General features: G+C 65.3%; 16 protein-coding genes and 3 tRNA genes. 11 read left to right on the plus strand and 8 right to left on the minus strand.

The window, feature by feature from the left end:
- Positions 1-25: 25 nt before the first annotated feature.
- Positions 26-1033 (plus strand): tocopherol cyclase family protein, encoded by a 1008-nt coding sequence (locus KL788_RS09880; RefSeq protein WP_293170870.1) that lies wholly within the window; start codon positions 26-28, stop codon positions 1031-1033.
- 12 nt (positions 1034-1045) lie between these two features.
- Here KL788_RS09880 and KL788_RS09885 read toward each other — a convergent pair whose 3' ends face one another.
- Positions 1046-1507 (minus strand): iron chaperone, encoded by a 462-nt coding sequence (locus tag KL788_RS09885; protein ID WP_293170872.1) that lies wholly within the window; start codon positions 1505-1507, stop codon positions 1046-1048.
- Positions 1508-1556: 49 nt separating this feature from the next.
- A complete protein-coding gene (locus KL788_RS09890; protein WP_293170874.1) occupies positions 1557-2807 on the minus strand; it encodes a DNA cytosine methyltransferase in 1251 nt (416 codons plus the stop codon).
- Positions 2808-3084: 277 nt separating this feature from the next.
- On the opposite strand from KL788_RS09890, the gene KL788_RS09895 reads away from it, so the two are divergent.
- The 5 genes from KL788_RS09895 (at position 3085) to KL788_RS09915 (ending at position 13323) form a co-directional block, all read left to right on the plus strand.
- Positions 3085-3747, plus strand: coding sequence for an HNH endonuclease (locus KL788_RS09895; RefSeq protein ID WP_293170876.1), 663 nt, complete (start codon positions 3085-3087; stop codon positions 3745-3747).
- A 179-nt stretch (positions 3748-3926) separates the two neighbouring features.
- Entirely contained in the window at positions 3927-5978 is a 2052-nt protein-coding gene (locus KL788_RS09900; RefSeq protein WP_293170878.1) for a hypothetical protein, read from the plus strand.
- A complete protein-coding gene (locus KL788_RS09905) occupies positions 5975-6901 on the plus strand; it encodes a hypothetical protein (protein ID WP_293170880.1) in 927 nt (308 codons plus the stop codon). The genes KL788_RS09900 and KL788_RS09905 overlap by 4 nt, the downstream gene beginning before the upstream one ends.
- A gap of 21 nt (positions 6902-6922) precedes the next feature.
- Complete coding sequence (locus KL788_RS09910) at positions 6923-12352, plus strand: DEAD/DEAH box helicase (protein WP_293170882.1); 5430 nt, start codon at positions 6923-6925, stop codon at positions 12350-12352.
- Positions 12349-13323 carry a PD-(D/E)XK nuclease family protein gene (locus KL788_RS09915; RefSeq protein ID WP_293170884.1) on the plus strand — a complete coding sequence of 325 codons (975 nt, stop codon included), beginning with the start codon at positions 12349-12351 and terminating at the stop codon, positions 13321-13323. The genes KL788_RS09910 and KL788_RS09915 overlap by 4 nt, the downstream gene beginning before the upstream one ends.
- A gap of 154 nt (positions 13324-13477) precedes the next feature.
- On the opposite strand, the gene katG is transcribed toward KL788_RS09915, so the two are convergent.
- From katG to KL788_RS09940, 5 genes are all read right to left on the minus strand, one after another.
- Entirely contained in the window at positions 13478-15649 is a 2172-nt protein-coding gene (gene katG, locus KL788_RS09920) for a catalase/peroxidase HPI (protein WP_293170886.1), read from the minus strand.
- Between the two features lie 84 nt (positions 15650-15733).
- Positions 15734-16978: an ATP-binding protein gene (locus KL788_RS09925; protein WP_293170888.1), complete on the minus strand. Its 1245-nt coding sequence runs from the start codon at positions 16976-16978 to the stop codon at positions 15734-15736.
- Between the two features lie 124 nt (positions 16979-17102).
- Positions 17103-17178, minus strand: a tRNA-Phe gene (locus KL788_RS09930).
- 59 nt (positions 17179-17237) lie between these two features.
- Positions 17238-17314, minus strand: a tRNA-Asp gene (locus tag KL788_RS09935).
- A gap of 30 nt (positions 17315-17344) precedes the next feature.
- Positions 17345-17420 (minus strand) — tRNA-Glu (locus tag KL788_RS09940).
- 344 nt (positions 17421-17764) lie between these two features.
- On the opposite strand from KL788_RS09940, the gene KL788_RS09945 reads away from it, so the two are divergent.
- Positions 17765-19024, plus strand: a complete 1260-nt coding sequence (locus KL788_RS09945; protein ID WP_293170890.1) for a peptidoglycan DD-metalloendopeptidase family protein — start codon at positions 17765-17767, stop codon at positions 19022-19024.
- Between the two features lie 9 nt (positions 19025-19033).
- A complete protein-coding gene (locus KL788_RS09950; protein WP_293170892.1) occupies positions 19034-20404 on the plus strand; it encodes an NlpC/P60 family protein in 1371 nt (456 codons plus the stop codon).
- A 6-nt stretch (positions 20405-20410) separates the two neighbouring features.
- On the opposite strand, the gene KL788_RS09955 is transcribed toward KL788_RS09950, so the two are convergent.
- Complete coding sequence (locus KL788_RS09955) at positions 20411-20905, minus strand: inorganic diphosphatase (RefSeq protein ID WP_293170894.1); 495 nt, start codon at positions 20903-20905, stop codon at positions 20411-20413.
- 78 nt (positions 20906-20983) lie between these two features.
- Between KL788_RS09955 and tilS the strand changes: the two genes are divergently transcribed.
- The 3 genes from tilS to ftsH all read left to right on the plus strand — a co-directional run bounded on the left by tilS (position 20984) and on the right by ftsH (position 24980).
- A complete protein-coding gene (tilS, locus tag KL788_RS09960) occupies positions 20984-22078 on the plus strand; it encodes a tRNA lysidine(34) synthetase TilS (protein WP_293170896.1) in 1095 nt (364 codons plus the stop codon).
- 19 nt (positions 22079-22097) lie between these two features.
- Complete coding sequence (hpt, locus tag KL788_RS09965; protein ID WP_293170898.1) at positions 22098-22652, plus strand: hypoxanthine phosphoribosyltransferase; 555 nt, start codon at positions 22098-22100, stop codon at positions 22650-22652.
- 315 nt (positions 22653-22967) lie between these two features.
- The gene (gene ftsH / locus KL788_RS09970) at positions 22968-24980 is read left to right on the plus strand and encodes an ATP-dependent zinc metalloprotease FtsH (RefSeq protein WP_293173291.1); all 2013 of its coding nucleotides are present in this window, start codon (positions 22968-22970) and stop codon (positions 24978-24980) included.
- Positions 24981-24983: the final 3 nt, after the last annotated feature.

The following is a 24983-nucleotide window of genomic DNA, read 5'->3' on the forward strand; positions in this document are numbered from 1 at the left end:
GCCCCGTCGCCAGTAGGGTGACGCCATGAGAACCCTCGTCGATTACGTGCGCGGCGTGCGGCACCCCGAGGCCTTCCACGGGCGCGGAGTGCGCCGCGGCTACTTCGAGGGGTGGTACATCAAGCTCGTGTCGGCCGACCGATCGCAGCGGTGGGCGGTGATCCCGGGGGTCTTTCGCGGGCTGGCTGACGCGGGTGGGGAACGCGACGAGGCCTTCGTGCAGGTGCTCGACGGCTTGAGCGGCCGCAGCTGGTACCACCGCTTCGATCCCACCGACTTCGAGGCGGCCAGTGATCGGTTCGACGTGCGCGTCGGCGGCAACACCTTCGGCCCGAGCGGGGTGACGCTCGACCTGCCGCAGCTGCGGGGGAGCATCCGGTACACGACCGATCTCGACCCCTGGCCGGTGACGCTGCGCGAACCGGGAATCATGGGCTGGTACGGGCTCGTGCCCTTCATGGAGTGCTTTCACGGCATCGTCTCGTTCGGCCACGGGCTGACCGGCGAGCTGTCGGTCGAGGGCGAGACCCGCAGCTTCGACGGCGGGCGCGGCTACATCGAGAAAGACTGGGGCAAGGCCTTCCCGGCCGGCTACGTGTGGATGGCGAGCAACCACATCGACGCGCCCGACGGCTCTGACACGGGGGCGTCGCTGATCGGGTCGGTCGCGATCATCCCGTGGCTGGGCGGGTCTTTCCGCGGCTTCATCGTCGGGCTCAAGCACGGCGGCCGCCTGCATCGCTGGACCACGTACACGCGCGCCCGCGAGCGCCGCCTCGAGATCGACGACACTCACGTGCGGTGGAGCATCGAGGGCCGCGACGGCCTGCTCGAGCTCGAGGCCGAGCGGGTGCGCGGCGGGCTGTTGCACGCGCCCTTGCGCACGGCGATGCACCAGCGGGTCGAAGAGACACTGGATGCTCGCATCACGCTGCGCCACCGCGATGCGTCGGGCCGCACCCTGCTCGAGGGCACCGCGCACGCGGCGGGCCTGGAGGTCTTCGGCGACACCGACCGCCTGCTCGGGCTTTAGCCTGCCCCGGCTCTAGCCCACCGCGCGCTGCACCAGTTCGGTGATGGCTTTCTTCTCGGCTGCGCCGAGCTTCGTCACGGCGAACGACGCCGGCCACATCGCCCCGTCGTCGAGCTGCGCGGTGTCGTTGAACCCGAGCGTCGTGTAGCGGGTGTCGAACTTGCTGGCCGGCTGCACGAAGCACAGCACCTTGCCGTCGAGCGCGTAGGCGGGCATGCCGTACCAGGTGCGCGGAGCCAGCTGCGGAGCCGCCGCCATGATCACCTCGTGCAGCGTCGTGGCGAGCGCGCGGTCGCCCTCGTCAGGAAGCTTCGCGATCGCCTCGAGTAGGTCGTTGAGCTCGGCCTCGGCTTTGGCGGCGCCCTTGGCCCGCTTCGCCTGTGCGCGCAGCTCGGCCGCCCGCTCCTTCATCGCGGCCCGCTCGTCCGCGGTGAACCCGTCATTGCCGGTGGATGCTCGGCTCTTGTCGTTCATGGAGGCCAGGGTAGACCCGCACTAGGCGCAGACGCTCTAGGTCTCTCGATCAGCTGACGCGGTTGCGGTGTTGGGCGATGTATTCGTTCCTGGGGTGTGACGATTCGCCGGTGAATCCCTTGAAGTCCCCGAGCCGATACATCGGGCCGTTCGCGGTCTGTAATTCGTCAAGTTCGAAGTCACGAGCGAGGACAGCAAGCTGCCGCTGAACCAGCGACTCAGTTCCGACAGTCATGGCCGCGACGAGACGATCGAGCGACACGAAGTCTGCCGCCCGCGAGAGCTCACGATAGATCGGGTCATGAAGATCGCTGACCAGCTCAGGAACTTCGTGGGGCGTTCCCTCGTGGAGCAGGGCACTCTTGATCGCGCGTCCGACGGCTTCGGCAACCGGCGGCGGAAAGGCATTGCCAATCTGCCGGTACTGAGAAGTCTTTCGCCCAGTGAAGACCCAACCTGAGTCCGATCCCCAACCCTGCAGACGAGCCACCATCGGGATCGTCAGGCGCGGAGCGCGGAGAGAAAAGTGCGGCGCGTCGGGCCCGGGAGCTTCCTCGGCGATTCCCTTCCCATCGACACCGAGCTTCGACCATGCCAGTTTCGCCCTCGTGGGGCCAAGGTCGGCACCCCCGTGCTTCTTGCTTCCGCCGACGAGGGTGGGCGCGATCCCGTTCGCGAATGAGGCCCACTCGCGAGCGTGAAGCCACCCATTCTCGGCCATGAGGTCGGCGATCGCCTCGCCGACTGTGACTCGGCTTCCGAACGGCTCGGGCCATCTGAAGTAAGCCGCATCTTCAGGCTTCATCGCGACGAGGACGAATCGTGGCCGAAGCTGTGGAAGACCGAAGTCCGCCGATGTGAGTAGGCGCCAGTCCCCGACGTATCCGAACTGTGCGAGCCTGTCGAGAACGTGCTGGCGGTACGCCGCGAACCGCGGGGCAGCTAGGCCACGAACGTTCTCGAGCATGAGAGCCCGCGGCTTCACGACCCCAACCTGCTCGACTGCCCAGGCAAACAGGTCCCGCTCGTCGGCGGACCCGAGCTGCTTGCCCGCCATGGAAAACGGCGGGCAGGGCACACCGCCCGCGAGCAGCGCCACACCTTCATATTCGGATGGATTCCAGACGGCAGGGTCTGCGACATCCCCGACGGCGACACGCCATGTCGAGTTCGCCTCCAGTGTCGCCGCCGCTTGAGAGTCGAGCTCCACTGCAAGAGCATGATGGAAACCCGCACGATGGAGACCGTGAGCCTGGCCGCCGGCACCGGCGCAAATCTCGACGACTTCTAGGTCGCTCACAAGTAACGCTCCCACTCCTGAGACAACAAGGTCTCGTAGCTATATTGTGCTGCCATTCGGACGGGAACCTGACTCCGTCGGCACCCGTGTCCGGCCGAGTTCGCTGGTTTGTGTCCGATCTGTCACGGCGTCGAGGTAGTCGAACACATGTTCTAAGGTACATCGTTGCCCAGACAATGTGCGTTTGATAGGCCAGAATCCAACTACAACTCATGTTGATCTCAAGGAGTTTCCGTTGCCAATAGACCCGATGCGCCCCAAGTCGTCGAAGGCGAGGGTGGCTGCCTTCGTAGCTCTGGTCGGCGAGGGCAACAAGTTCTCGAAGCTTGAGATGTTCAATGCGGTCCCTGGCGTTTCGCAGGCTGACCGGCGGATGCGCGATCTCCGTGAGATCGGATGGGTGATCGACAACTACAAGGGGAACCCGACACTCAAGCCCGACGAGTACCTCGTGCGGAAGATTGGCATTCGCGTCGACCTCGGCGAAAAGCCGCCAGTTTCATCGGGTCGCAAGTCGGTGACTGGAGCTAAGCGCCGTCGCATCTTCGATAGAGATGGCAATACGTGCCAGGTGTGCTTTATCGCTGGTGGTAGCGAATTCGCAGATGCCCCTGGCCGCCGCGCGACTCTGACGATCGGCCACATCATTCCAGTCGCGAGGGGCGGATCGGATGACGACGACAACCTGCGTACCGAGTGCCAGCGCTGCAACGACGAGTCTCGCGACGCGACATTGAATCCCCCTGACAAGAATGAAGTGTTGACTCGAGTTCGGAACGTGGGCGGCCGCGCCGACAAGCTGGAGCTCTTCCAGTGGATGCAACGCGGTAGCCGACCTTTGACGGACAAGGAGCGCATATTTACGGACTGGGCTCGCCTTCCGGTTTCTCAGCGCATTGAACTGATGGCCGAACTCTCTCGCGAGGTTCACGGGTCTTGAACCGCATCGCTTCGGCCTGGTCTTGGCGTCTGAAGAGTCCATAGTCAAGACTGAGCCTCCAGCCAGCGCCTTGTTGCTCTCAGATAAGCCGCTTCAACAGCGAGGCGGCGCGAGGCGACAGGATTGTCTGCGTTTCAAGATAACCTCACATCAAAATTGTTGCAGGAGGGTCTGGCGCGATGATGGGCGACTACGAGGATTGGCAAAAGGTGCTTTCCTCCGCCTTCTTGCTTCGACACGATGGCCCAACTGTGCTTTTTCTTGACGAGAGTGAGCTCACTCGGCTCCGACCGGACGCCGAGAATGCATCAGATGACCTTGCCCATGCGGTGCGCAGTCGGCTCCGACTCGCGCACGGCCGTTTGATGTTCGAGCCCATCATGGCCTACTACAGGAAGTGGCAGCGGGGCACGCAACTTGATGCGCCACCGGTGCTGCCAGTGATAGCCCTGACGGTGCTCGCTGCGACCAGGATGCGATCCGACGCGGAGGCGCGCTCCACCAACTACTACCTTCGGCTCGCGCAAGCGCTCACCCCAGTTGCCGACCCGGGCACCATCGAGTCTCTGCGTAAAGACCTAAGGGAGGGCGGTGCTTTCCTTGACGCGGTCGAGATGTGGCGCGGGTTGCACGAGTGGATTGAAAGGCAAGACGGTGCTGTAGGGGCCTCGACGATCCGGGACCACCCGCATCTTCAGCGGATCGGATACCCACTCTCACAAGCCCTCGTGCGACAGAGCGATCGCATTGCGCTCACCCGCTTCTTCCAGGCACTCGACTTCTCTCCCGGCGAGACACCTGATGCCCTCGTCATCGCCCGTGCGCTCGACATTTGGACGGCAGCGGCCCAGAACCGGCTGAGTGAGACCTTTATGCGTGCGCTAAGCGACGCGGATCTTCGCCAGCTGCTCGCCGAGGTTGTCGAAGCCCATGCGCGATCGTGGGACGGCCGGGTGCTGACCAGTGATGGGAAGCAAAGGATCGCAATGCGGCTCAAAATCGATCTTGATGCATGGCTGGTTAGCTGGCTGTTCCCCATCCCGCCAGGCGGGCCTGAGCAGCTCACAGTTCTCTCGCTGGACGGCGACCGGGAAGTCAACCTCACCGCCTTGGCTGGCCTGGAATACTACTCTGTTGAGGGAAGCCCGGCCGTAACTCCCGGTTTGCTGACTTCCGGATTCCAGCTGCGCGGTAGCGAGTTCACGGCTGAGTTTGCGCCATCACCTGTGATCTTCTTGCGACCTGATCCACAAACGGGTGCTTGGACTTCAACTCCGGGGATACTTCCCTTCGAGGAGCATCTGGTCGCGATAGGCGCCCCGCACGTCACGGAGTTTCAAGAAGTTCTCAGCCAGGCCGCCGCAGAGGGTTGGCGTGTCGTGCCTCAGCGCGGGTCCGTTCTCCTCTCCGGTTACGCCATGTTCGAAAAAGTCCGCTTCACCGACGGCCAGTCCCTTCAGCGAGCACTGAACGGAATTCCGGGCCTGCGCCGCATAGGTGTCACCCCCGCTGTGATTCCTCGCGCACGGCTTGTTCGCGGGCTTCCCATCGCCACTTCAATCTCTGCGACGCATTATCTGGTCGGCGGCGAACCGGACCTACTACTTCCTTCCGGAGTCGATCCGCGCCCCGCGACCGTAATTCTCGACGGTCGTCGTGAGCAGCTCCAGGCGAATGGTTTCCCGCTTGAACTGCGTCGCTTCATCAGCGAGGCAGGAGGCCATGTCGTCGATGCTGACGGGCAAGAGCTCTCCTTCACCACCCTGGAAGAGGGACCAGCTCCTTCCCCGCCCCCAGGTACCGCTACCCTCGGCTGGACCAGTGACATAGAGATGAGTGGGAAGGACGAGCAGATCGCCGTAACAGGCGCCAGCGTTCATGACCCCGCCAGCTCTCACCTGGTACTCGCGCGCCGCGGCCGTGACGAGTCCTGGCTCTTGCACGACGATGGGCGCACCGAGCGCCTGGCGGAACCCGAACCGCCTACGTTCCTCTCGAGTATCGACATCGAGATCCACTCGTCGCGCTTCGAGATTGGTGCACCTGCGAGCGCCTGTTGGCTGGCCCAGCGTCGCGGGTCGCATTGGCGCCTCACGGAGATCGGCGCTTCAGAACCGAAAGAGCACGACATCGAAATTGACGTTCTAGAGGCATGGAAGCGTGCATGTAGCGACCCGAATGGCGCGCGACTCTGGATGATGCAGCTAAGTATGGCCGGGGGTGCGGCATGATCGGCGACCTCCTGCTGGCCTGGATCAGCGAAGCCGGAAACGGCACGATCGCCGACTTCCGCGCCCGTGCCGCGTGGCTTGCACGGACTGAGAACCTCGATCTGCACGAGAGCGCCACGGGAAGATGGCTTCGAGACGCCTCAGCGCTTGGCCATTGCGAAGTCGATTGGAAGCACGGGAAGTGGTCTGTTGCTCCGCCAGTTATCACCAGGCTCCCGCTCGCCGATGGCCTCGCGGTCCTAGTCGGGGCACGACGGCAACGGCTGCTCCGCGCAATCGACGAAGAGGGGGTTTACGCGGAGCAAGCACGACGACTTGGCTCCAGCCGAGACATCCCCCCTCCGTGCACGATCCTCATGCCTTACGAGCGAACCCGCGACCTCGAGGAGTACGCTGCAGCACTCGGCGCGGTTTACTCTGGCTGCGCGGCAGCCGCAATAGCAGCCTTGCTCGGGACCACAGCCCCTGCCAAACCGACGGCACCTCCAGCCTACGACTCGCCATTCGAGCACCTCTCCAGCTTCAGCCCACAAACGTGGGCGCCGACATTGCCCAGCCGACCGAATCCCAGCGAGGGCCTACACCGCGAGCAGGTCAACGGCCGCTGGCAACACTTACTGCGACGCGAGGGCGGCTGGTACGCCACCGACCTCTCAAGAGGAGTCTTCGCCGAGCTCGCACGGCGGGGCGAGACCGTCATCCGCTGGCGGCCCGACGGCGATCACCGAACCAGAACAGGCACAGTCATAGTCGACTGGGGAGCGTCGTTGCCGCCGCTCCAGGCGCGCGCACTCGTGCTCTGTAGCGGGTTTGTGCCGCGATTCGGAAGTGCCGCTGAGACCTCCCTTTACGACAATGTCCCCCGAGAAATCGCCGCCCGAGTCGCCTCCTCGCTTGGGCAGACGCTGCAGACCAGCAGCTAAGCAGAGAGACCCGGTCCGCACATGACCAGTACAACCAGGAACTTGGACGCGATCCAGACGTTCGAGCACCTACGCGACGCCTATTTCCGCTACTACGACACGCCATTCGGCCTCGCCGACGAACGCCTTCAGGCCGAACGCCGAGCGCTCCTCGACCGCGACGGTGGCGCGTACCGCAAACCTCTGATTGAGCTCCGGGCCGAGTACGAAAGCACAGGCCGCAGCCTCGCTGATTCCGCCGCAGCCGCGGGCGCAGATCCTGACCTGGCGGACTTCATCAACGCCGGCTTGATGCAGGGCGTCCCCTCGCTCTATCGGCATCAGGAAGAAGCCCTTACTGCGGGATTGCAGCGCGGTCGGCATATGGTGATCACCGCGGGAACCGGCTCAGGCAAGACTGAGTCGTTTCTTATGCCGCTCTTGTCCTCGATGTTGAGCGAATCGCGCACCTGGACAGGGAGTGGAGCCTCCGCGTCTGACTGGTGGACTGGCGGTGACAACTCATTCCATACTCAGCGCGACGGGGAGAACGGTCGCGAAACTGCTGTCCGCGCGATCGTTCTTTATCCGATGAACGCGCTAGTTGACGATCAGCTCATCCGCCTGCGTCGCGCTCTCGACAATGACGACATCCGCGCCTGGCTCGACGCGAACCGAAACAGTCACCGTTTCTACTTTGGCCGGTACACCGGGGCTACTCCAGTTACAGGCAGTCGTGTCAACAGTCTCGCCCTCGGCGAACTGCGCCGCTACCTGCGTCAGACCGACCAGCGCGGAGCCAGAGCGCGCCAGATCGCAGTCGACAATGATGACGACGATCTTCGCTACTTCGTGCCGCGCCTGGACGGGGCCGAGATGCGCTCCCGCTGGGACATGATCGATTACCCACCCGACATTCTCATCACGAACTACTCAATGCTGAACGTGATGCTGCTTCGCGAGCGGGACGGCCATTTCTTCGACTCCACGCGCCGATGGCTAGACAACCCCGCCAACGTCTTCACCCTCGTCGTTGACGAGCTGCACACCTACCGTGGAACCGCGGGCACCGAGGTCGCTTATCTGCTCCGGACACTGAAGCGCCGCCTCGGCCTGCACGATCGACCCGAGCAATTCCGAGTCCTCGCGGCTTCAGCCTCGCTTGATCCCGCACGAGACGAGGAATACTTGCACCAGTTCTTCGATGTCGAGCCCGGTACGTTCAACTTTGTCGCTGGAGCCAGCGCGACCCCGGACGGATACCAGATACCCCCTGCTGTCGACCCGGAGATTCTCGCCGTCGCAGATGCGGCGGCCGCTGCTGCAGACGGGAGAACTGCGGGTGTGGTGAGCGCTATTCGCGGTGTACTTCACGCCGATGGGGCTGGCGGGGCTATGACGCTCAGCCAGGTCGCTCAAGAGATCTTCCCCGGGACCCCCAGCGAAGTGTCGGAGCCCGCAATCGCGAATGTCCTTGCCGGGCTCGCCCAAGAGCCGCAGCCGCACGATCCGAAGTTTCGCGCTCATCTCTTCTTCCGCAACGTAGTCGGTATGTGGGCATGCAGCGACCCTGCCTGTTCAGCCGTCGTCGACCCGCAGGCAGATCGCACCGTGGGCAGACTTTATGCCGAACCGGCAACTCGGTGCGAGTGCGGCGCTAGGGTACTCGAACTGCTCTATTGCCAAAACTGTGGCGACGTCCTCCTTGGTGGCTTTGCCCCCGAAGGCGAACTCCAAAAGCCGGCAGTTAAGACGATGCTGCTTGCAGACGTACCGGAACTCGCTAAATTGCCCGACCAGGTCACGTTGCAGCGCACCGCCGACAACTACCTTGTTTACTGGCCGCGCCCGGAGGGCGCCTTGACCAATCTCGATTCGACCACCTGGGGCCGCGACAACAATGCCGTCGCATACGCTTTCCGACCGAGCAAGCTCATCCCGGCGTCAGGCGAGATTAGCAACATTGCCGAGGGATTCACTGGATGGAGTTTTCACGCCCGCATCGCCAAAAACAGCACAACTGGTGAACTGCGCCGCGCCCCAGAGACCGTGAGCCCATTCCCAACGCAGTGTCCGAACTGTGGGGATGACTGGGAGATCCAGTTCGGTCGCAATGGAAGGCTGGCGGCAACAGATCCAGCCACCCAGCGCTCCCCCATCCGGCAGATGCGAACTGGCTTCGAAAAGATCAATCAGGTGCTCACTACTGAGCTCGCCAATGACCTTCCAGATGCAGACCGCAAGCTGATCGTTTTCACCGACAGTAGACAGGATGCCGCGAAGCTCTCTGCCGGTCTGAGTTTGCGGCATTACCAGGACCTCCTGCGTCAGTTGCTGTACACAAGACTTGCCAGCTCGGGCGTCAGCGTGAGTGATGTCGAACTGGCTGAGGGTCACGTAGTTCGTAACGAGAAAACTCCCGAGTCTTTCGCCGCTCTCGAGCGGCTCAGGAAGCGCAACGCCTCATCGCTTGACGAACTCCGAAACGTGTGGGACGGGAAGCCCGGAACAGGCCTCGCCGACGCCGAGCGACTCAAGGCCGCGCTCGCCGCCCCGCCATCTCTGAGGGAGCTCGTCGCCGAGGTTTCTTCCGATCTGCTCAAGCTTGGAATGAACCCTGGAGGCCCGCGCGCTCGCCTCCGCGAGACCGCCGAAGATCCCGCTGTGCCATGGTCCGAGCTATACGACTGGAGCTCCACGCCGCCCACGCCAAAGCCAGGACTCACTGACCCGCAGAAGTCTCTACTTAGTGACATCGCCCGCTCCCTTGAGGAGGAGCTTCTAGAGGGGCTGTTTTCAGGCGGGGGGCGCGATTTCGAATCCCTCGGCCTTGGCTGGCTAGCGCTTGCATCCGACACCTCACCAGCCGAAACTCCGGCTGATCCTGCCACCGGACAGGCACGCGCGGCCTTGCGCATCCTTGCCGATCAGCGTCGGTTCTTTGGCTTGCGCACTCGCCGCGACGAGCCGACCCCCAAACTCCGAAAGTTCTGGACAGCAGTGGCAGCCGCAGGAGCATCCACCATAGATGGCCTCCGCGACGACGCCTTGAGCAGAGCCGACACCGCAATAACGGAGTATCTGATCGACCCCTCCGCTGTCGTATTGCGGGTTGGTGAAGGACGTGCCTGGATATGCAACAGATGTAGCCGCCAACACCTGAGCACTGGTAATGGTTACTGCACGAAGTGTGCTAAGCCGCTGCCCGCCACTGCTGTCCCTATTGACCTGACCCAGGACTACTACTCGTGGAAAGCCATCCGGGACGACGGCAGGTTCCGTCTCAATTCCGCAGAGCTGACTGGCCAGACTGATCGCATCGATGCGCAGTCCCGCCAATCACGCTTCCAGGACGTCTTCCTGGGCTCTGGCGAGAATGAGCTAACTGATGCCATTGACATCCTCTCGGTGACCACGACGATGGAAGCCGGAGTCGATATCGGCGCGCTCTCGGCAGTCGTCCTCGGCAATATGCCACCGAGCCGGTTCAATTATCAGCAGCGGGTCGGCCGCGCGGGGCGCCGCAACTCGCCAGTCGCGATCGCGCTGACCGTCTGCCGCGGCCGCAGCCACGACGAGTATTACTTCGAACGACCGGATCGCATCACGAACGACCCGACACCGAAGCCTTACCTCGCCCTAGATCGGCCCGAGATCTTCTCCCGCTCGCTCCGCAGTGAGATACTCCGCCAGGCGTCGTCTGACTTCATCTCCGCAGAGGCCGGCGAAGACGCTAGCGCGAACGTGCATGGCGCGTTCGGTAAGGCCGCCGACTGGCAAACGATGCTCCGGCCCAGACTCGAAGACTGGTTGCGAAACAACACAGATGTTGCTCGGGAAACTGCGCGATCTCTCGCCCGAAGTACGGCATTCCAGGGCAGCGCAGAAGAGGAGGCAGCGAGGTGTGCAAGCACCCTTCTCGACGACATCGATAACGCGGCTCGGACCCAGCGCCACGCGGATCTCAGTCAGCTGCTCGCCGAAAGTGGTCTACTGCCAATGTTCGGCTTCCCCACTTCGGTCCGGTACCTCTACCTGAAGCGGCCGCAGCGCTCCTACCCATGGCCGCCAGCTGGGGTCATCGACCGCGACTTGAGCATGGCCGTCAGTCAGTTCGCTCCCATGAGCGAAGTCGTTCGTGATGGAACCGTCTACCCAGTTGTTGGGATCACCGCGTTTAAGCCATTCGGTCCGCGCCCCCAGGCCGAAACTGAACCGCTCGGCGCTGAATCGCTGTTGTCCGTTTGTCGCGCCTGCTCCTATCTCGGCGAACAGCAGATCGTCCTCACATGCCCAAGATGTGGCGCCGGACCCGGCTCATACAACACCATCCCGCTCCGTGAACCTTTGGGGTTCCGAAGCGCGCCCGGCACGGATTTCGATGGCAACTTCTCGTGGAGCCCCCGCGCTATGGCTGCACGAGCAATGACCGACATGGACGCCCTCGCCCGTCAGACTCCCGGCAACGCCTTGATCTTGGCCGGCCCCGGCTCTCGGTACGTCATCAACGACAACGGTGGACAGCTCTTCTCTCTCCGCCGGGCGACTCCGGGCGGCCCCGAATGGGGCGGCTACGTCTCGACTCGCGCGATCGACGCCGGACTGCTCCATTCGTCATTCGCCATTGGCGACCCCATAAACGTCGCCCTCGGCGCGATCCAACACACCGATTTCTTCTTTGCCGGCGCCGCTGCACCTACGGACTCCAAAGCTGGGCTAAGGCTAAACCTCGTCTCGGGCGTCCGCCAGCCGTATGGCGCTGACGAAGTCACCGATAGCAGACGTGCCGGCTGGTACTCGCTTGCGTTCCTCTTGCGCACCGTCGCCTCCGCGGCACTCGACATTCAGCCCCTAGAGTTGGCGGCCGGCATTTACTCAGGCGTCACTGGAACTGAACCCTCAACATATGCATTTCTCGCGGACACCCTCGAGAACGGTGCAGGGTTCTGCACCCGACTCGGCTCACAGGAGTTCCTGCCCGAATTCCTCGGCGCGATCGACACCTACCTGACTGAATTGGAGGAGCCCTCGCACGCGGATGATTGCAGTTCTTCGTGCTACCGCTGCTTACGGGACTACGGCAACATGGCCTATCACGCCCTACTCGATTGGCGGCTCGCTAGGGACCTGTTTCGCCTGCTACAGGGGCGGCCACTGAATGTCGATCGCGTCACAGAAATGGCCGCCATCAAACGCTGGGCGCGCGCCTACAATGCGAAGTTGATCGGCAACAACGTCCCGGTCGCACGATACGACAGCCCCAGCGCCGGTTCATTCGCATTGATCGCCCGCCACGCCTTCGAGGCTTCAGAAGAGACTCTCATTGCGTCACGTCTCGCCGAGACGATGGCCGAGATCGAGGCGTCCGAAAAGGGGCTCAATGGTGTGGTCTTTGTCGACTCCTTCACCCTCGATCGCGATCCGCGCCGTGTACTTAAGCTCATCTCCGACTCCGAGTTAGCAGGTGCATGACTTCCGTTGATGAAGCGCCGCGATGGTGGTCAGCGACAGCCACTTGGCGCCTCTTGTCTTGCCCCGCCTCCGCCTCGCCTACTGCGGCTCCGGCAAAGCCGCCCGAGCACAGCGCAAGCAACGCTGGCGCGGTGGCGCACCTCGCGTTGCAAGCCTGGGCTGAAGCAGGAGAGTGGTCGTTTCCAGACCCAGGAGGGCGACTGCAGGAACGCTTTGACGAAGTCGCGGAAGTGCACGGTGCGGAGCCGGCGCGCATGCCCCAGGCAATCATCACGCGGGCACGCCTGAAGTCCAGGGGGAAGGAACTTGCAGCGATACTCGGCCGCGCGAGTGAGCGTACGGGGCTCCTGAGTGAACTGATGCTTGTCGACGACCAGGAGCATCTATTCGGCATCGTTGACCTAGTAGCTCCCGGCCCCGGCGGACTCATCGTCGATCTCAAGACTGGACGCGACGCCTCTGTGCTGTCATCGCCAGCGATAGAGCACCAGATGAGGTTCTACGCGCACCTCTTCCAGGCGACCTACGGCTCGCTTCCGCAAAGTGCGATCGTGTTCAGCCTCCAGAGCGGACCCGTAGAGATCGGTGTGACCCCCTCAGCAACTGCCGAGCTCCTCAGCGACATCCGAACCGCGAGGCTGTTGGCTGGCATCACCGCCCGCCCTGATGCAGCCACGTGCCGATTCTGCCCGAAACGCATGATCTGCCAGCCGCATTGGGAAGCCCTCTCCACCTGGGATCACGCTGACGCGATCGAAGGCAGAATTGTCAGCATCGAGCACTCGACTTCGGGAACCGTTGCACTGCTTGTCGGCAGCGATTGGCTTACGGGAATACCCGCAGGCCTCCTTCCGGAGGGCGCCACGCCCGGTCAGTTCGTCCGCGCCGTCCGAATCCGGCGGCGTAGAGACAGCCCATTAGGGGACTGGTGCGCCACCAGCAGCACACGCCTCCACATCGCGCCTGCGTAACGGCTAACCTTTCAGTTCAAGCGTTGAGCGCCACAACGCCGTCGCGAATGCCTGATTTCCCAAGTCGGGCATCACGCGTATGCCAGGAGAAAAGTGAGTCCAGGAGTCCATCGACTCCCCTGGCCGAGCATCCAATGGCCGGACGCGCTGGTGGCTAGCTCGCCACGAGGTCGAAGCGGTCGGCGTTCATGACCTTGGTCCAGGCGGCGACGAAGTCGTGCACGAACTTCTCGCGACTGTCGTCTTGCGCGTAGACCTCGGCGTATGAGCGCAGAATCGAGTTCGATCCGAACACGAGGTCGGCGCGGGTGGCCGTGTAGCGCACCTGGCCGGTCGTGCGGTCGCGCAGGTTGTAGGCGTTGAAGCCGGCCGGCTCCCACACGTAGCCCAGGTCGGTCAGCGTCACGAAGAAGTCGTTCGTCAGCGCGCCGACGGTGTCGGTGAAGACGCCGTGGCTAGTGCCACCGAAGTTCGTGCCGAGCACGCGCATGCCGCCGATGAGGCAGGTCATTTCGACCGCCGTCAGGTTCATGAGGCTGGCGCGGTCGAGCATGAGCTCTTCGGCCGGCACCGTGTAGTCCTTCTTCACGTAGTTGCGGAACGCGTCGTGAATCGGCTCGAGCGGAGCAAACGAGTCGACGTCGGTCCACTCTTGCGTCGCGTCACCGCGTCCCGGGTGGAACGGGATGCTCACCTCGACGCCCGCCTTGCGCGCAGCATCCTCGACCGCCAGATTGCCGCCCAGCACGATCAGGTCAGCCACGCTGACGCCAGTCTCGGCCGACAGCGCCTCGTAGACGGCGAGCACGCGGTGCAGGCGCTCCGGCTCGTTGCCGTGCCAGTCGCGCTGCGGGGCCAGACGAATGCGGGCACCGTTCGCTCCGCCGCGCTTGTCGGAATCACGGTAGGTGCGCGCCGAATCCCACGCGGTGGTCACCAGGTCAGTCATCGACAGACCGCTGTTCAGGATGCTCGCCGCGACCGCCGCCACGTCGTAGTCAGCCTTGCCGGCGGGCACGGGGTCTTGCCAGATGAGGTCTTCGGTCGGCGCGAGCGGCCCGACGTAGCGGTTGCGCGGCCCCATGTCGCGGTGGGTCAGCTTGAACCAGGCGCGCGCAAAGACCTCGCTGAAGTACTCGGGGTCGTTGTAGAAGCGCTCAGAGATCTCGCGGTAGATCGGGTCTTTGATCATCGCCATGTCGGCATCGGTCATGATCGGGTTTTGACGCGCCGTGCCTTCGACATCGAAGGGCTTGTCGTCATCGGCGATCGCCACCGGCTCCCACTGCGGTGCGCCGGCCGGGCTCGTGCGCAGCTCCCACTCGTGGCTGAAGAGCATCGTGAAGTAGCCGTTGTCCCACTGGGTCGGGTGGGTCGTCCAGGCGCCTTCGATGCCGCTCGTCATGGTGTCTTTGCCGATGCCGCGGCTCACGTGGTTGTTCCAGCCGAGGCCCTGCTCGGTGATGTCGGCGCCCTCGGGCTCGGCGCTCAGCACCTCGGCGGTGCCGTTGCCGTGCGTGCGGCCGACGGTGTGACCACCCGCGGTCAGCGCGACGGTCTCTTCGTCGTTCATGGCCATGCGCGCGAAGGTCTCGCGCACGTGGGCGGCGGTCTTGAGCGGGTCGGGCACGCCGTTGACTCCGGTGGGGTTCACGTAGATGAGGCCCATCTGCACGGCGGCGAGCGGGTTCTCCATCGTGCTCGGGTCATCGACGCTGCCGTAGCGCTCGTCGCTCGGCGCCAGCCACTCTTGCTCGCTGCCCCAGTAGGTGTCTTTCTCGGGATGCCACAGGTCTTCGCGACCGAAGGCGAAGCCGAAGACCTTGTGGCCCATCGACTCGTACGAGAGCGTGCCGGCGAGAATCATGAGGTCGGCCCAGCTGATGCGGTTGCCGTACTTCTTCTTGATCGGCCAGAGCAGGCGACGCGCCTTGTCGAGGTTCGCGTTGTCGGGCCACGAGTTGAGCGGAGCGAAGCGCTGCGTGCCTGACCCGCCACCACCGCGGCCGTCGGCGATGCGGTACGTGCCCGCGGAGTGCCAGGCCATGCGGATCATGAGCCCGCCGTAGTGGCCCCAGTCGGCCGGCCACCAGTCTTGGCTCGTGACGAGCAACTCTTTGACGTCTTTGACTAGTGCGTCGACGTCGAGCTTCTTCAGCTCTTCGCGGTAGTTGAAGTCAGCCCCGAGCGGGTTCGTCTTGGTGTCGTGCTGAGCGAGGATGTCGAGGTTGAGCCCCTTCGGCCACCACTCTTTGACCGAACCGTCTTTCGACGTGTGGGCTCCGTGCACAACGGGGCAGGTTCCGGCAGTGGCGACGTCAGTCATGTGGTCCTCTTTCTCTTGCCCCAGCGGGAACACCCCGCGGTTCAGTGGGGTGGGTGTGCCGGGGGTGAAACGCTCTCGTCCAGGCTAGTTCCAGAGCGCTGACACGGGCGCGCCATATAGCCGATCGGCATAGCGATAACCCGTCTCGGAGGTGTTGAGTACGATGCCGGCGACAAACTTCGAGCCGAGAGCGTCGCGCATTCGGGCGAGCCCCGTGAACTGTCGGGCAGTGAACGAGCTCGCCGACTTCACTTCGATGCCGATCACGCTGCCGTCGTTGAGCTCGATGACGATGTCGACCTCGCCGCCGTCGCGGTCGCGCCAATGAAAGATGTCGTACGGCCGCGCCGACCACGTGCGCTGCTTCAAAAATTCGGCGGCCACGAACGCTTCGAGGAAGGCACCGAACGCCTCACCGTACTCCAGTCGGCCGAGTTGGTCTGGGGTTACCCGTGCGAGCCAGAGGGCGAGCCCCGAATCGGCAATGAAGGTCTTCGGTCGACCGATCTCGCGTTTGGCGAGGTTGGGCGTCCACGGCGGAAGGCTCGCGACCAGACCGACGTCATGTACGAGGTCGAGGTAGCCCGTGATGGTGGTTGCTGGCACCGTAGTCTCACTGGCCAACGTCGCCTTGACGAGTTCTGCTGATTGTCGCCCCGCTAGCGTGCGCAACACTGCCATCGACCGGGCAGGCCGCACTTCGCGCTTGAGCTCTGACATGTCTCGCTCGACGACACCTCGAACGTAACCCTCAAACCACGCTGTACGCACGCGAGGTGTTGCGGCGTAAATCTCGGGGTAGGAGCCAGCCGCAAGCAGGGCTGCGTAACCGGTGCGGGTGTAGTGAGACTCGGCGCTCGTGATGGTCTCGATTCCGTCGATCACCGTGCTGACGAAGTCATCCGCAGTGCCCATGATTTCGCCGCGGCTCAGGCCATGCAGGTTCATCCGACCCACGCGACCCGCCAGGCTGTCGACCGTGCCCCGCACCCGAAGCAGACTTGCTGATCCCGTGAGAATGAACCGCCCCGGTCTACGGTCTCGGTCGATCGACGCCTTGATCGCGAGCGTCAGTGATGGCATCCGCTGGATCTCGTCGATGACCTGCTGACGCTCGCCGCTTTCGGCGATGAACCCGGCGGGGTCAGCGATGGCCGCTGCCCTGACTTGCTCATCATCGAGTGTTCGGATCAGTGCGTCTGGCTGGGCGATCTCCTGCGCGAGGGTGCTCTTGCCGACTTGGCGTGCCCCTTCGATCACGATGCCGGGGAAATGCTCGAGGTACTCTCTCGCGACGGGGGCCGCGTGTCGTGGGAGAAAGTCCGTCACCCCGCGAGAGTATCGCAAACTCGTAGATTCGCGACACCGAATCCGTACATTTGCGGAGCCCAATTCGTAGATTCGCGGTAGCCGCCCACAAGAGTCTCATGCTGACGAGAGAGAGAGAGAGAAGTGGTGGCTCCGACGGGCGTCGATCCCGTGACCTCACGATTTTCAGTCGTGCGCTCTACCAACTGAGCTACAGAGCCAGAAGGCCTGGAGGCCCTCTTACGGAACAAGCCCCCTCCGAAGAGAGGGCTCATCGCCGTGGCGACCCTGACCGGACTTGAACCGGCGACCTCCGCCGTGACAGGGCGGCGCGCTAACCAACTGCGCTACAGGGCCAAACATATTCAGTTGTAAGCGGTGCGCTGCTGGTGACCCCAACGGGATTCGAACCCGTGCTGCCGCCGTGAAAGGGCGGTGTCCTAGGCCACTAAACGATGGGGCCAGGTGGCGCGAGCCGCAGAGCAACCGAGGCACAAGCATACGGGTCGGGTGCGCAGTTTGCCAAACTGCGCGGCGGCCGCCGGTCGAGTGCGTTCGGCGACGAACCGGATGACCTCCCGCTCGAACGTCTGCCCGCGGGTTAGCGTCGCCGCAGGGGTGTGCGCTCGAAACTCAGGCTGCGCCCTCTGCGGCGTGCGGTGCGAGGCCTGGCCGAACGCGGCATCCGTTGATACTGTTTTCAATGGTGCGGGTGTGACAGTTGCGACATAACGCGTTTCGACTGGAGCAGCGCACCGGAATCGGATAGGCACGATGCAGTCACACGCACGCTGGGGGAGCGGAACGATGACGACGGCGACGCCGGCAACGGCGAGCACGGCGGGGGATGCTGCGGCACGTCCGCGCCGTCGTCGCGCCAGTGCGTTCACCGCTGCGATCGCGGCGCTCGCTCTGCTCGTGACGGGTTCAGTCACCGCCGCAGAGCAGCCCGCCTATGCCGTCGACTACCCGTCGTGGAACGACGTGCTCGAGGCGCGGCGCGATGTGGCGGCGGCGCAAGCGAAGATCCGCGAGATTCGTGCGGCCATCGCCGCGATCGCAGCCGAAGTCGAGCGCACGCAGGCCATCGCCGAAGAGGCGGGCAACCTTTACTACGAAGCGCAACTGGCCTTCGACGAGGCCGCCTACAACGCCGAGCAGCTGCAACTGCAGGCCGACGAGGCGCAGGCGCGCGCCGACGAGTCGCGCCAGCGCGCCGGCCAGTTCGTCGCCGAGCTCGCGCGTTCGGGCGGCAGCGACATCTCGGCGGCCCTCTTCAGCAATCCCGGCCAGGCTGACTCGCTGCTCTCGAGGCTCGGTTTCGCGAGCAAGATCACCGAGCAGGCCGACGGCATCTACGCCGCGGCGTTGCAAGACCAGAATGCCGCGCAGTCGCTCACCGACCAGGCGAACGTCGCCAAAGAGATTCGTGACCAGCTGCGCATCGAGGCCGAGGCCGCCTATGCGGCAGCGCAGGCCGCGGCCGAAGAGGCGCAGGCCGCCTTGGTCGCTCAACAGGAGAACCAGGCTCGACTTGAAGCCCAGTTGGCGGTGCTCGTCGAGAATCGTGCCGCCACCGAGGCCGACTACGCCGCCGGGGTTGCCGCGCGCCAGGCCGAATCAGGTGGTGGCAGCTTCAGCACCGGTCAGGTGGCGAACGGCTGGACGGTGCCGGTCAGCGGCTGGATCTCGTCGCACTACGGCAACCGCGTGCACCCCATCAGCGGCACGGTGCGATTCCACGCGGGCACCGACATCGCCGCACCCTGCGGCCGCGTGATGTACGCCGCGGCGGGTGGCACCGTCGAATACGCCGGATGGAACGGCGGCTACGGCTACTACGTGCGCATCAACCACGGCGACGGCATCACCACCGCATACGGGCACATTCAGAGCGGCGGCATTCTGGTGAGCATGGGCCAGTCGGTCGCCGTGGGGCAGAGCATCGCCCGCGTCGGAACGACCGGCAGTTCGAACGGCTGCCACCTGCACTTCGAAGTGCGGCAGAGCGGATCGCCCACCAACCCCGTGCCCTACTTGCGCAACAAAGGGCTCTCGATTGGGTAGCCGACTCTGATGCGTCGCCTCGGGCGTCGCGGCATCGGAGTCGTCGCCCTGGTGACGGCTCTGGTTCTCGCGCTCGGGGTCGACAGCTCGTCGCACCGCACGGCCGTCGCGGCGCCCGGCGCGCCCACCTGGGATGAGGTCGAGCAGGCAAAGGGTGACGTCGAAGCGACCGAGATCGCCATCTCACGCATCATCGACACCGTGCGCGGGCTCGAAGAGCAGTACGCCGAGACCGCCCGTGATGCGCTCGCTCGCGGTGAAGCGCTGCAGCTCGCGCAACTCGCCCTCGACGACGCCGACCTCGCGCTCGCCTCGATCGAACGACGGCGCGACGCCGCCCTCGAGCGCGCCGACACCACGGGGCGCCAGGCCGCACAGGTGGTCGCCCAACTGTCACGAGCCGGCGGAGGTGACGTCACTGCGGCGCTGCTGACGAGCGGCGACGGGGCGGATGATCTTCTCTACCGACTCGGAACCATGAGCGCCCTCGGCACTCGCGCCGACGCCGTCATGGCGCTCGCGACGCTCGACCGCAACGCGGCCACGGCTCTCGCGCAGCAGGCCGAGCTCGCTCGCGGCGAACGAGCGGCCCTCGCGGGTGAGGCCGAGCAGGCGCTCGCGGAGGCAAACACCGCAGCACAGCAGGCCGAAGCACGCGTGGCCGCGCAAGAAGCCGCGCTGGGCGAGCTGTCAGCACAGCTCGCAACGCTCACCGGGCGCAGTGCGGCCCTTGAGCGTGAGTACCTCGACTCGCTCGGCGGTTCAGGGGGTGGCGGTGCAGGCGGCGACGGTTCTGGCGGAAGCGGCGCGCCCGCGCCGAACCCGAGCCCGAGCAGCCCCGCACCGGGCGCCCCCGCGCCAAGCCCGAGCGCGCCCAACCCGGCGCCCTCACCGAGCAGCCCGCCGCCCCCGGCGCCGAGCCCCAGTGCCCCTGCCCCCTCACCGAGTACGCCCGCGAGCCCGCCGCCAGCATCCGTCGGCCCGCCGAATGCAGCCGTCGTCAACGCGGCGATTGCGTTCGCGCGCGCTCAGCTCGGCGAGCCGTACCTGTTCGGCGGCAGCGGCCCGAACGCGTGGGACTGCTCAGGGCTCACGATGATGGCCTACTCGGCCGCGGGCCTCGCGATCGGAGGGCACTCGGTCTCGGCGCAGTACAACCGCGCAGCGACGCGGGGCCAGCTGCTGCCCTACGCGCAGGCGCAGCCCGGCGACCTCATCTTCTACAGCTACGGCGGCTCGGCCTCGGGCTCGAAGTACCACGTGGCGATCTACATCGGCGGCGGCCAGATGCTCGAAGCGCCATCGCCGGGCAAGCCCGTGCGCATCGTGACGGTGCGCAACTACGACCGCATTCCGGTCGTCGCGCGCCCCAGCGCCTGAGCGAGGCTAGTGGCCAGCGGGCGGCACGTAGGCCGCGATGCCGGCCTGAATGATCGCCTCGGCCTCGGCGGCGTCGCCCCAGCCCTCGGTCTTGACCCACTTGCCGGGCTCGAGGTCTTTGTAGTGCTCGAAGAAGTGCTCGATCTCTTTCTTCGTGAACTCCGACACGTCGCCGACGTCTTGAATGTGCGACCAGCGCGGGTCTTTCGCCATGACGCAGACGACCTTGGCGTCGCTGCCGCCGTCGTCGGTCATCTTGAAGACGCCGACGGGGCGCACGTCGAGGCCCACGCCCGGAAAGAGCGGGTACTCGGTGAGCACGAGCGCGTCGACCGGGTCGCCGTCGAGTCCGAGGGTGTTCTCGAAGAAGCCGTAGTCGGTCGGGTAGACGAACGAGGTGAAGAGCACGCGGTCGAGCATGACGCGACCAGTCTCGTGGTCGATCTCGTACTTGTTGCGGCTGCCCTTGGGCACTTCGATGATGACGGGGTAGGCGCCCACGGGGGTGCTCCTTCGACGATGAGAATCAGCGGAAAATCGGCAGGGTCACGCGCGCGAGACCGGCTCTAACCTTAGTGGATGCCCCCCTCACTGCCCGCGGCCTCAGAGCGTAGACCGCGGCTCACCCCCGCGGTCGCCGACGTGCGCCGCGCGGTACGTGACAGCCTCGCCGAGCTCACCGCGGGTCACTCGGGCTCGGCGGAATCGCGACCCCTCGTGCTCGTCGCGCTCAGCGGCGGGCCCGACTCGATGGCCCTCGCCGCGGCGACCGCGTTCGAGGCTCCACGACTAGGGCTGCGCGCCGGCGCCGTCATTGTCGACCACGGCCTGCAGGCCGAGTCGGCCGCGGTCGCGCAGGCGGCTGCACAGGCTGCCCGTGACCTCGGCTTGGAGCCCGTGCGCATCGAGCGCGTCGACGTCATCGGGGCGGGCGGCCCCGAAGCCGCGGCACGAGACGCCCGGTATGCGGCCTTCGAGCGGTGCGTGCGCGAGTGGGGCGCGATCGCCGTGCTGCTCGGGCACTCGCTCGACGACCAGGCTGAAACCGTGCTGCTCGGGCTGGCGCGCGGCAGCGGCACGCTGAGCATCGCGGGCATGGCCGCCGTGGCAGACGACCTCTACCGCCGACCGTTGCTCGGCGTGCGCCGGCACACCTTGCAGCAGGCCTGCGACGACCAGTACCTCGAGCCGTGGCACGACCCGCACAACGACGACACCCGCTTCGCACGCGTTCGAGTGCGGCGCACGATTCTTCCGCTGCTCGAAGACCAGCTCGACGAGGGAATCATCGAGGCGCTCGCCCGCACCGCCGCGATCGCCCGCGAAGACGCCGAGGCCCTCGATCATCTGGTCGACGAAGTGGCCGAAGACCTCACCGAACTGGCCGAGGGGGGATGCTCGCTCTCGGTCGCCGGCCTCGCCGCGAACCCCGCGGCGATCCGGCACCGCCTGATCAGGCTCATCGCCCGCGGGCAGTTCGGTGTGTCGATCTCGCGGGCGCAGACCCTCGAGGTCGCGCGGCTCGTGACCGACTGGCACGGGCAAGGGCCGGTGCACCTGCCCGGCGTTAGGGTGGAGCGCACGGGAGCCCGCATCGTCTTTTCGCTGGCCCTCGAGAACGAACACCTGCCGGACTATCGCGAGCCCGACGACCACGAACCCGACCGCCCCTGAACCGCCGAAGGAGAACTCCGTGGACGTCGAAGACATCCGCTCTGACCTGACCGAGGTGCTCATCACCGAGCACGAGATTCACGCCAAGCTCGCCGAGCTCGCGCGCCGGGTCGAGGCCGACTACGGCGACACGCCTCCCCTGCTGGTCGGCGTGCTCAAGGGCGCCGTCATGGTCATGGCCGACTTCGCGCGCGAGCTCGCCGTGCACGTCGAGATGGACTGGATGGCCGTCTCCAGCTACGGCGCGAGCACGCAGTCGAGCGGCGTCGTGCGCATTCTCAAAGACCTTGACACCGAGATCGCCGGCCGCGACGTGCTCATCGTCGAAGACATCATCGACTCGGGGCTCACGCTCTCGTGGCTGCGCGCCAACCTCGAGTCGCGCGGCGCGAACAGCGTCAAGATTCTCGCCCTGCTGCGCAAGCCCGAGGCGGCGAAGGTCGAGGTCGACGTCGAATACGTGGGCTTCGACATTCCGCCCGCCTTCGTCGTCGGGTACGGGCTCGACTACGCGGAGAAGTACCGCAACCTGCGCGCGGTCGGCGTGCTCGCCCCCCACGTCTACCAGGACTAGTTCGTCGAGAGCTCTCACTCGCACGACGCGGGCCTCGCAGCGCTCAGCGGGAGTCTTGCTCCTGACGCAATGTGCCTCTCGCGGCACATGCCGCCGGAGGCACACTGCCTCAGCGGCGACCTGGATGCCGAGCGGACGCCTGCAGTCGTGGCGGTATCAAGGGGACGCTGGGCGAGACCTGCGCCCGCGACGGCTGTGCCCTGGGTTCGCCGCTATGCCCGCGGCGAACATCCAGCGGTCGCATTGGCGACGCGCGATAGCCTGACAGGCACGTTCCACCGATAGAAAGGTGCGCGCCCGATGGCCCGCGAACCCATGACCGCCAAGCGCCTGCTGCGCGGACCACTTCCCTTCATCGTGGTGGGCGCTCTGGTCATCTGGGCCGGGTTCGCGCTGCTCGGCGGCATCGGCGGCTTTCGCGCCATCAGCACGCAGCAGGGCCTCGAACTGCTCGCCGACGAGACCTTCACGTCGGTCAAGATCGTCGACGGCGAGCAGCGGGTCGACCTCGTGCTCGCCGAGCCCGACGACGAGCTGGGGCAGAACCTGCAGTTCTACTACGTCGCCCCCCGCGGCGACGCTGTCGTCGCGGCCATCGACGCGGCGACCATCGAGGAGGAGTTCACCGACGAGGTTCCGCAATCGAACTTCTTCGTCAGCCTGCTCGGCCTGATCATCCCGTTCCTCATCATCGGCATCATCTTCTACTTCTTGCTCACGCGCCTGCAGGGCGGCGGCGGCCGGGTCATGCAGTTCGGCAAGTCGCGCGCGAAGCTCGTCAGCAAGGAGACGCCGCAGGTCACCTTCGCCGACGTCGCCGGGGCCGAAGAGGCCATCGAAGAACTCGAAGAGATCAAAGACTTCTTGAAAGACCCGGCGCGGTTCCTCGCCGTCGGTGCGCGCATTCCGAAGGGCGTGCTGCTCTACGGCCCTCCCGGCACGGGCAAGACACTGCTGGCCCGCTCGGTCGCGGGTGAAGCCGGCGTGCCGTTCTACTCGATCTCGGGCTCAGACTTCGTCGAGATGTTCGTGGGCGTCGGCGCGAGCCGCGTGCGCGACCTCTTCACGCAGGCGAAAGAGAACTCGCCGGCGATCATCTTCGTCGACGAGATCGACGCCGTCGGCCGCCATCGCGGCGCCGGCATGGGCGGCGGCCACGACGAGCGCGAGCAGACGCTCAACCAGATGCTCGTCGAGATGGACGGCTTCGACCCCAATACCAACGTCATCATGATCGCGGCGACCAACCGCCCCGACATTCTCGACCCCGCGCTGCTGCGCCCGGGCCGCTTCGACCGGCAGATTCAGGTCGATGCCCCCGACATGAAGGGCCGCGAGAAGATTCTGCAGGTGCACGCCAAGGGCAAGCCCATGGCCGAGAACGTCGACCTCGAAGTGCTCGCGCGCAAGACCCCCGGCTACACCGGTGCCGACCTCGCCAACGTGCTCAACGAGGCCGCGCTGCTGACTGCGCGCGTCAACGGCGAGCGCATCACCAACGAAGCCCTCGACGAGGCTGTCGACCGCGTCATGGCCGGCCCGCAGCGCCGCACGCGCATCATGCGCGACCACGAGAAGCTCATCACTGCGTACCACGAGGGCGGCCACGCGCTCGCGGCGGCGGCCATGCGACACACCGACCCCGTCACAAAGGTCACGATTCTTCCGCGCGGGCGGGCGCTCGGCTACACGATGGTGCTGCCGATCGACGACAAGTACTCGGTGACCCGCAACGAGTTGCTCGACCAGCTCGCCTACGCGATGGGCGGCCGCGTTGCCGAAGAGATCGTCTTTCACGACCCCACCACCGGGGCCTCGAACGACATTGAGAAAGCCACGTCGATCGCGCGCCGCATGGTGACCGAGTACGGCATGAGTGCGACGGTCGGCGCCATCAAGCTCGGCTCGTCGAGCGGCGAAGTGTTCTTGGGCCGCGACATGGGGCACCAGCGCGACTACAGCGAGAGCGTCGCCGAGAACGTCGACGCCGAAGTGCGGGCGCTCATCGACCAGGCGCACGACGAGGCGTGGGAGGTCATCAACGACAACCGCGACATTCTCGACCGACTCGCGAGCGAGCTGCTTGAGAAAGAGACGCTCGACCACCTGCAGCTCGCCGAGCTCTTCGCCGAGGTCAAGAAGCTGCCCGAGCGACCGCAGTGGCTCTCGAGCGTCGACCGGCCGCTGCCCGACCTGCCGCCCGTGCCGATGCCCAGCAAGGCGCCCGTCGATGCGGGGGCCCTGGCGAGCACCGCGCACGGCAGCCCGTCGCCTGCCGCGCAGCACGACGCCGCTCCGACTCACGACTCCGCCGGTCGCGACGACTGAGCC

This window comes from Microcella sp., from assembly GCF_019739195.1.
GTDB lineage: Bacteria > Actinomycetota > Actinomycetes > Actinomycetales > Microbacteriaceae > Microcella.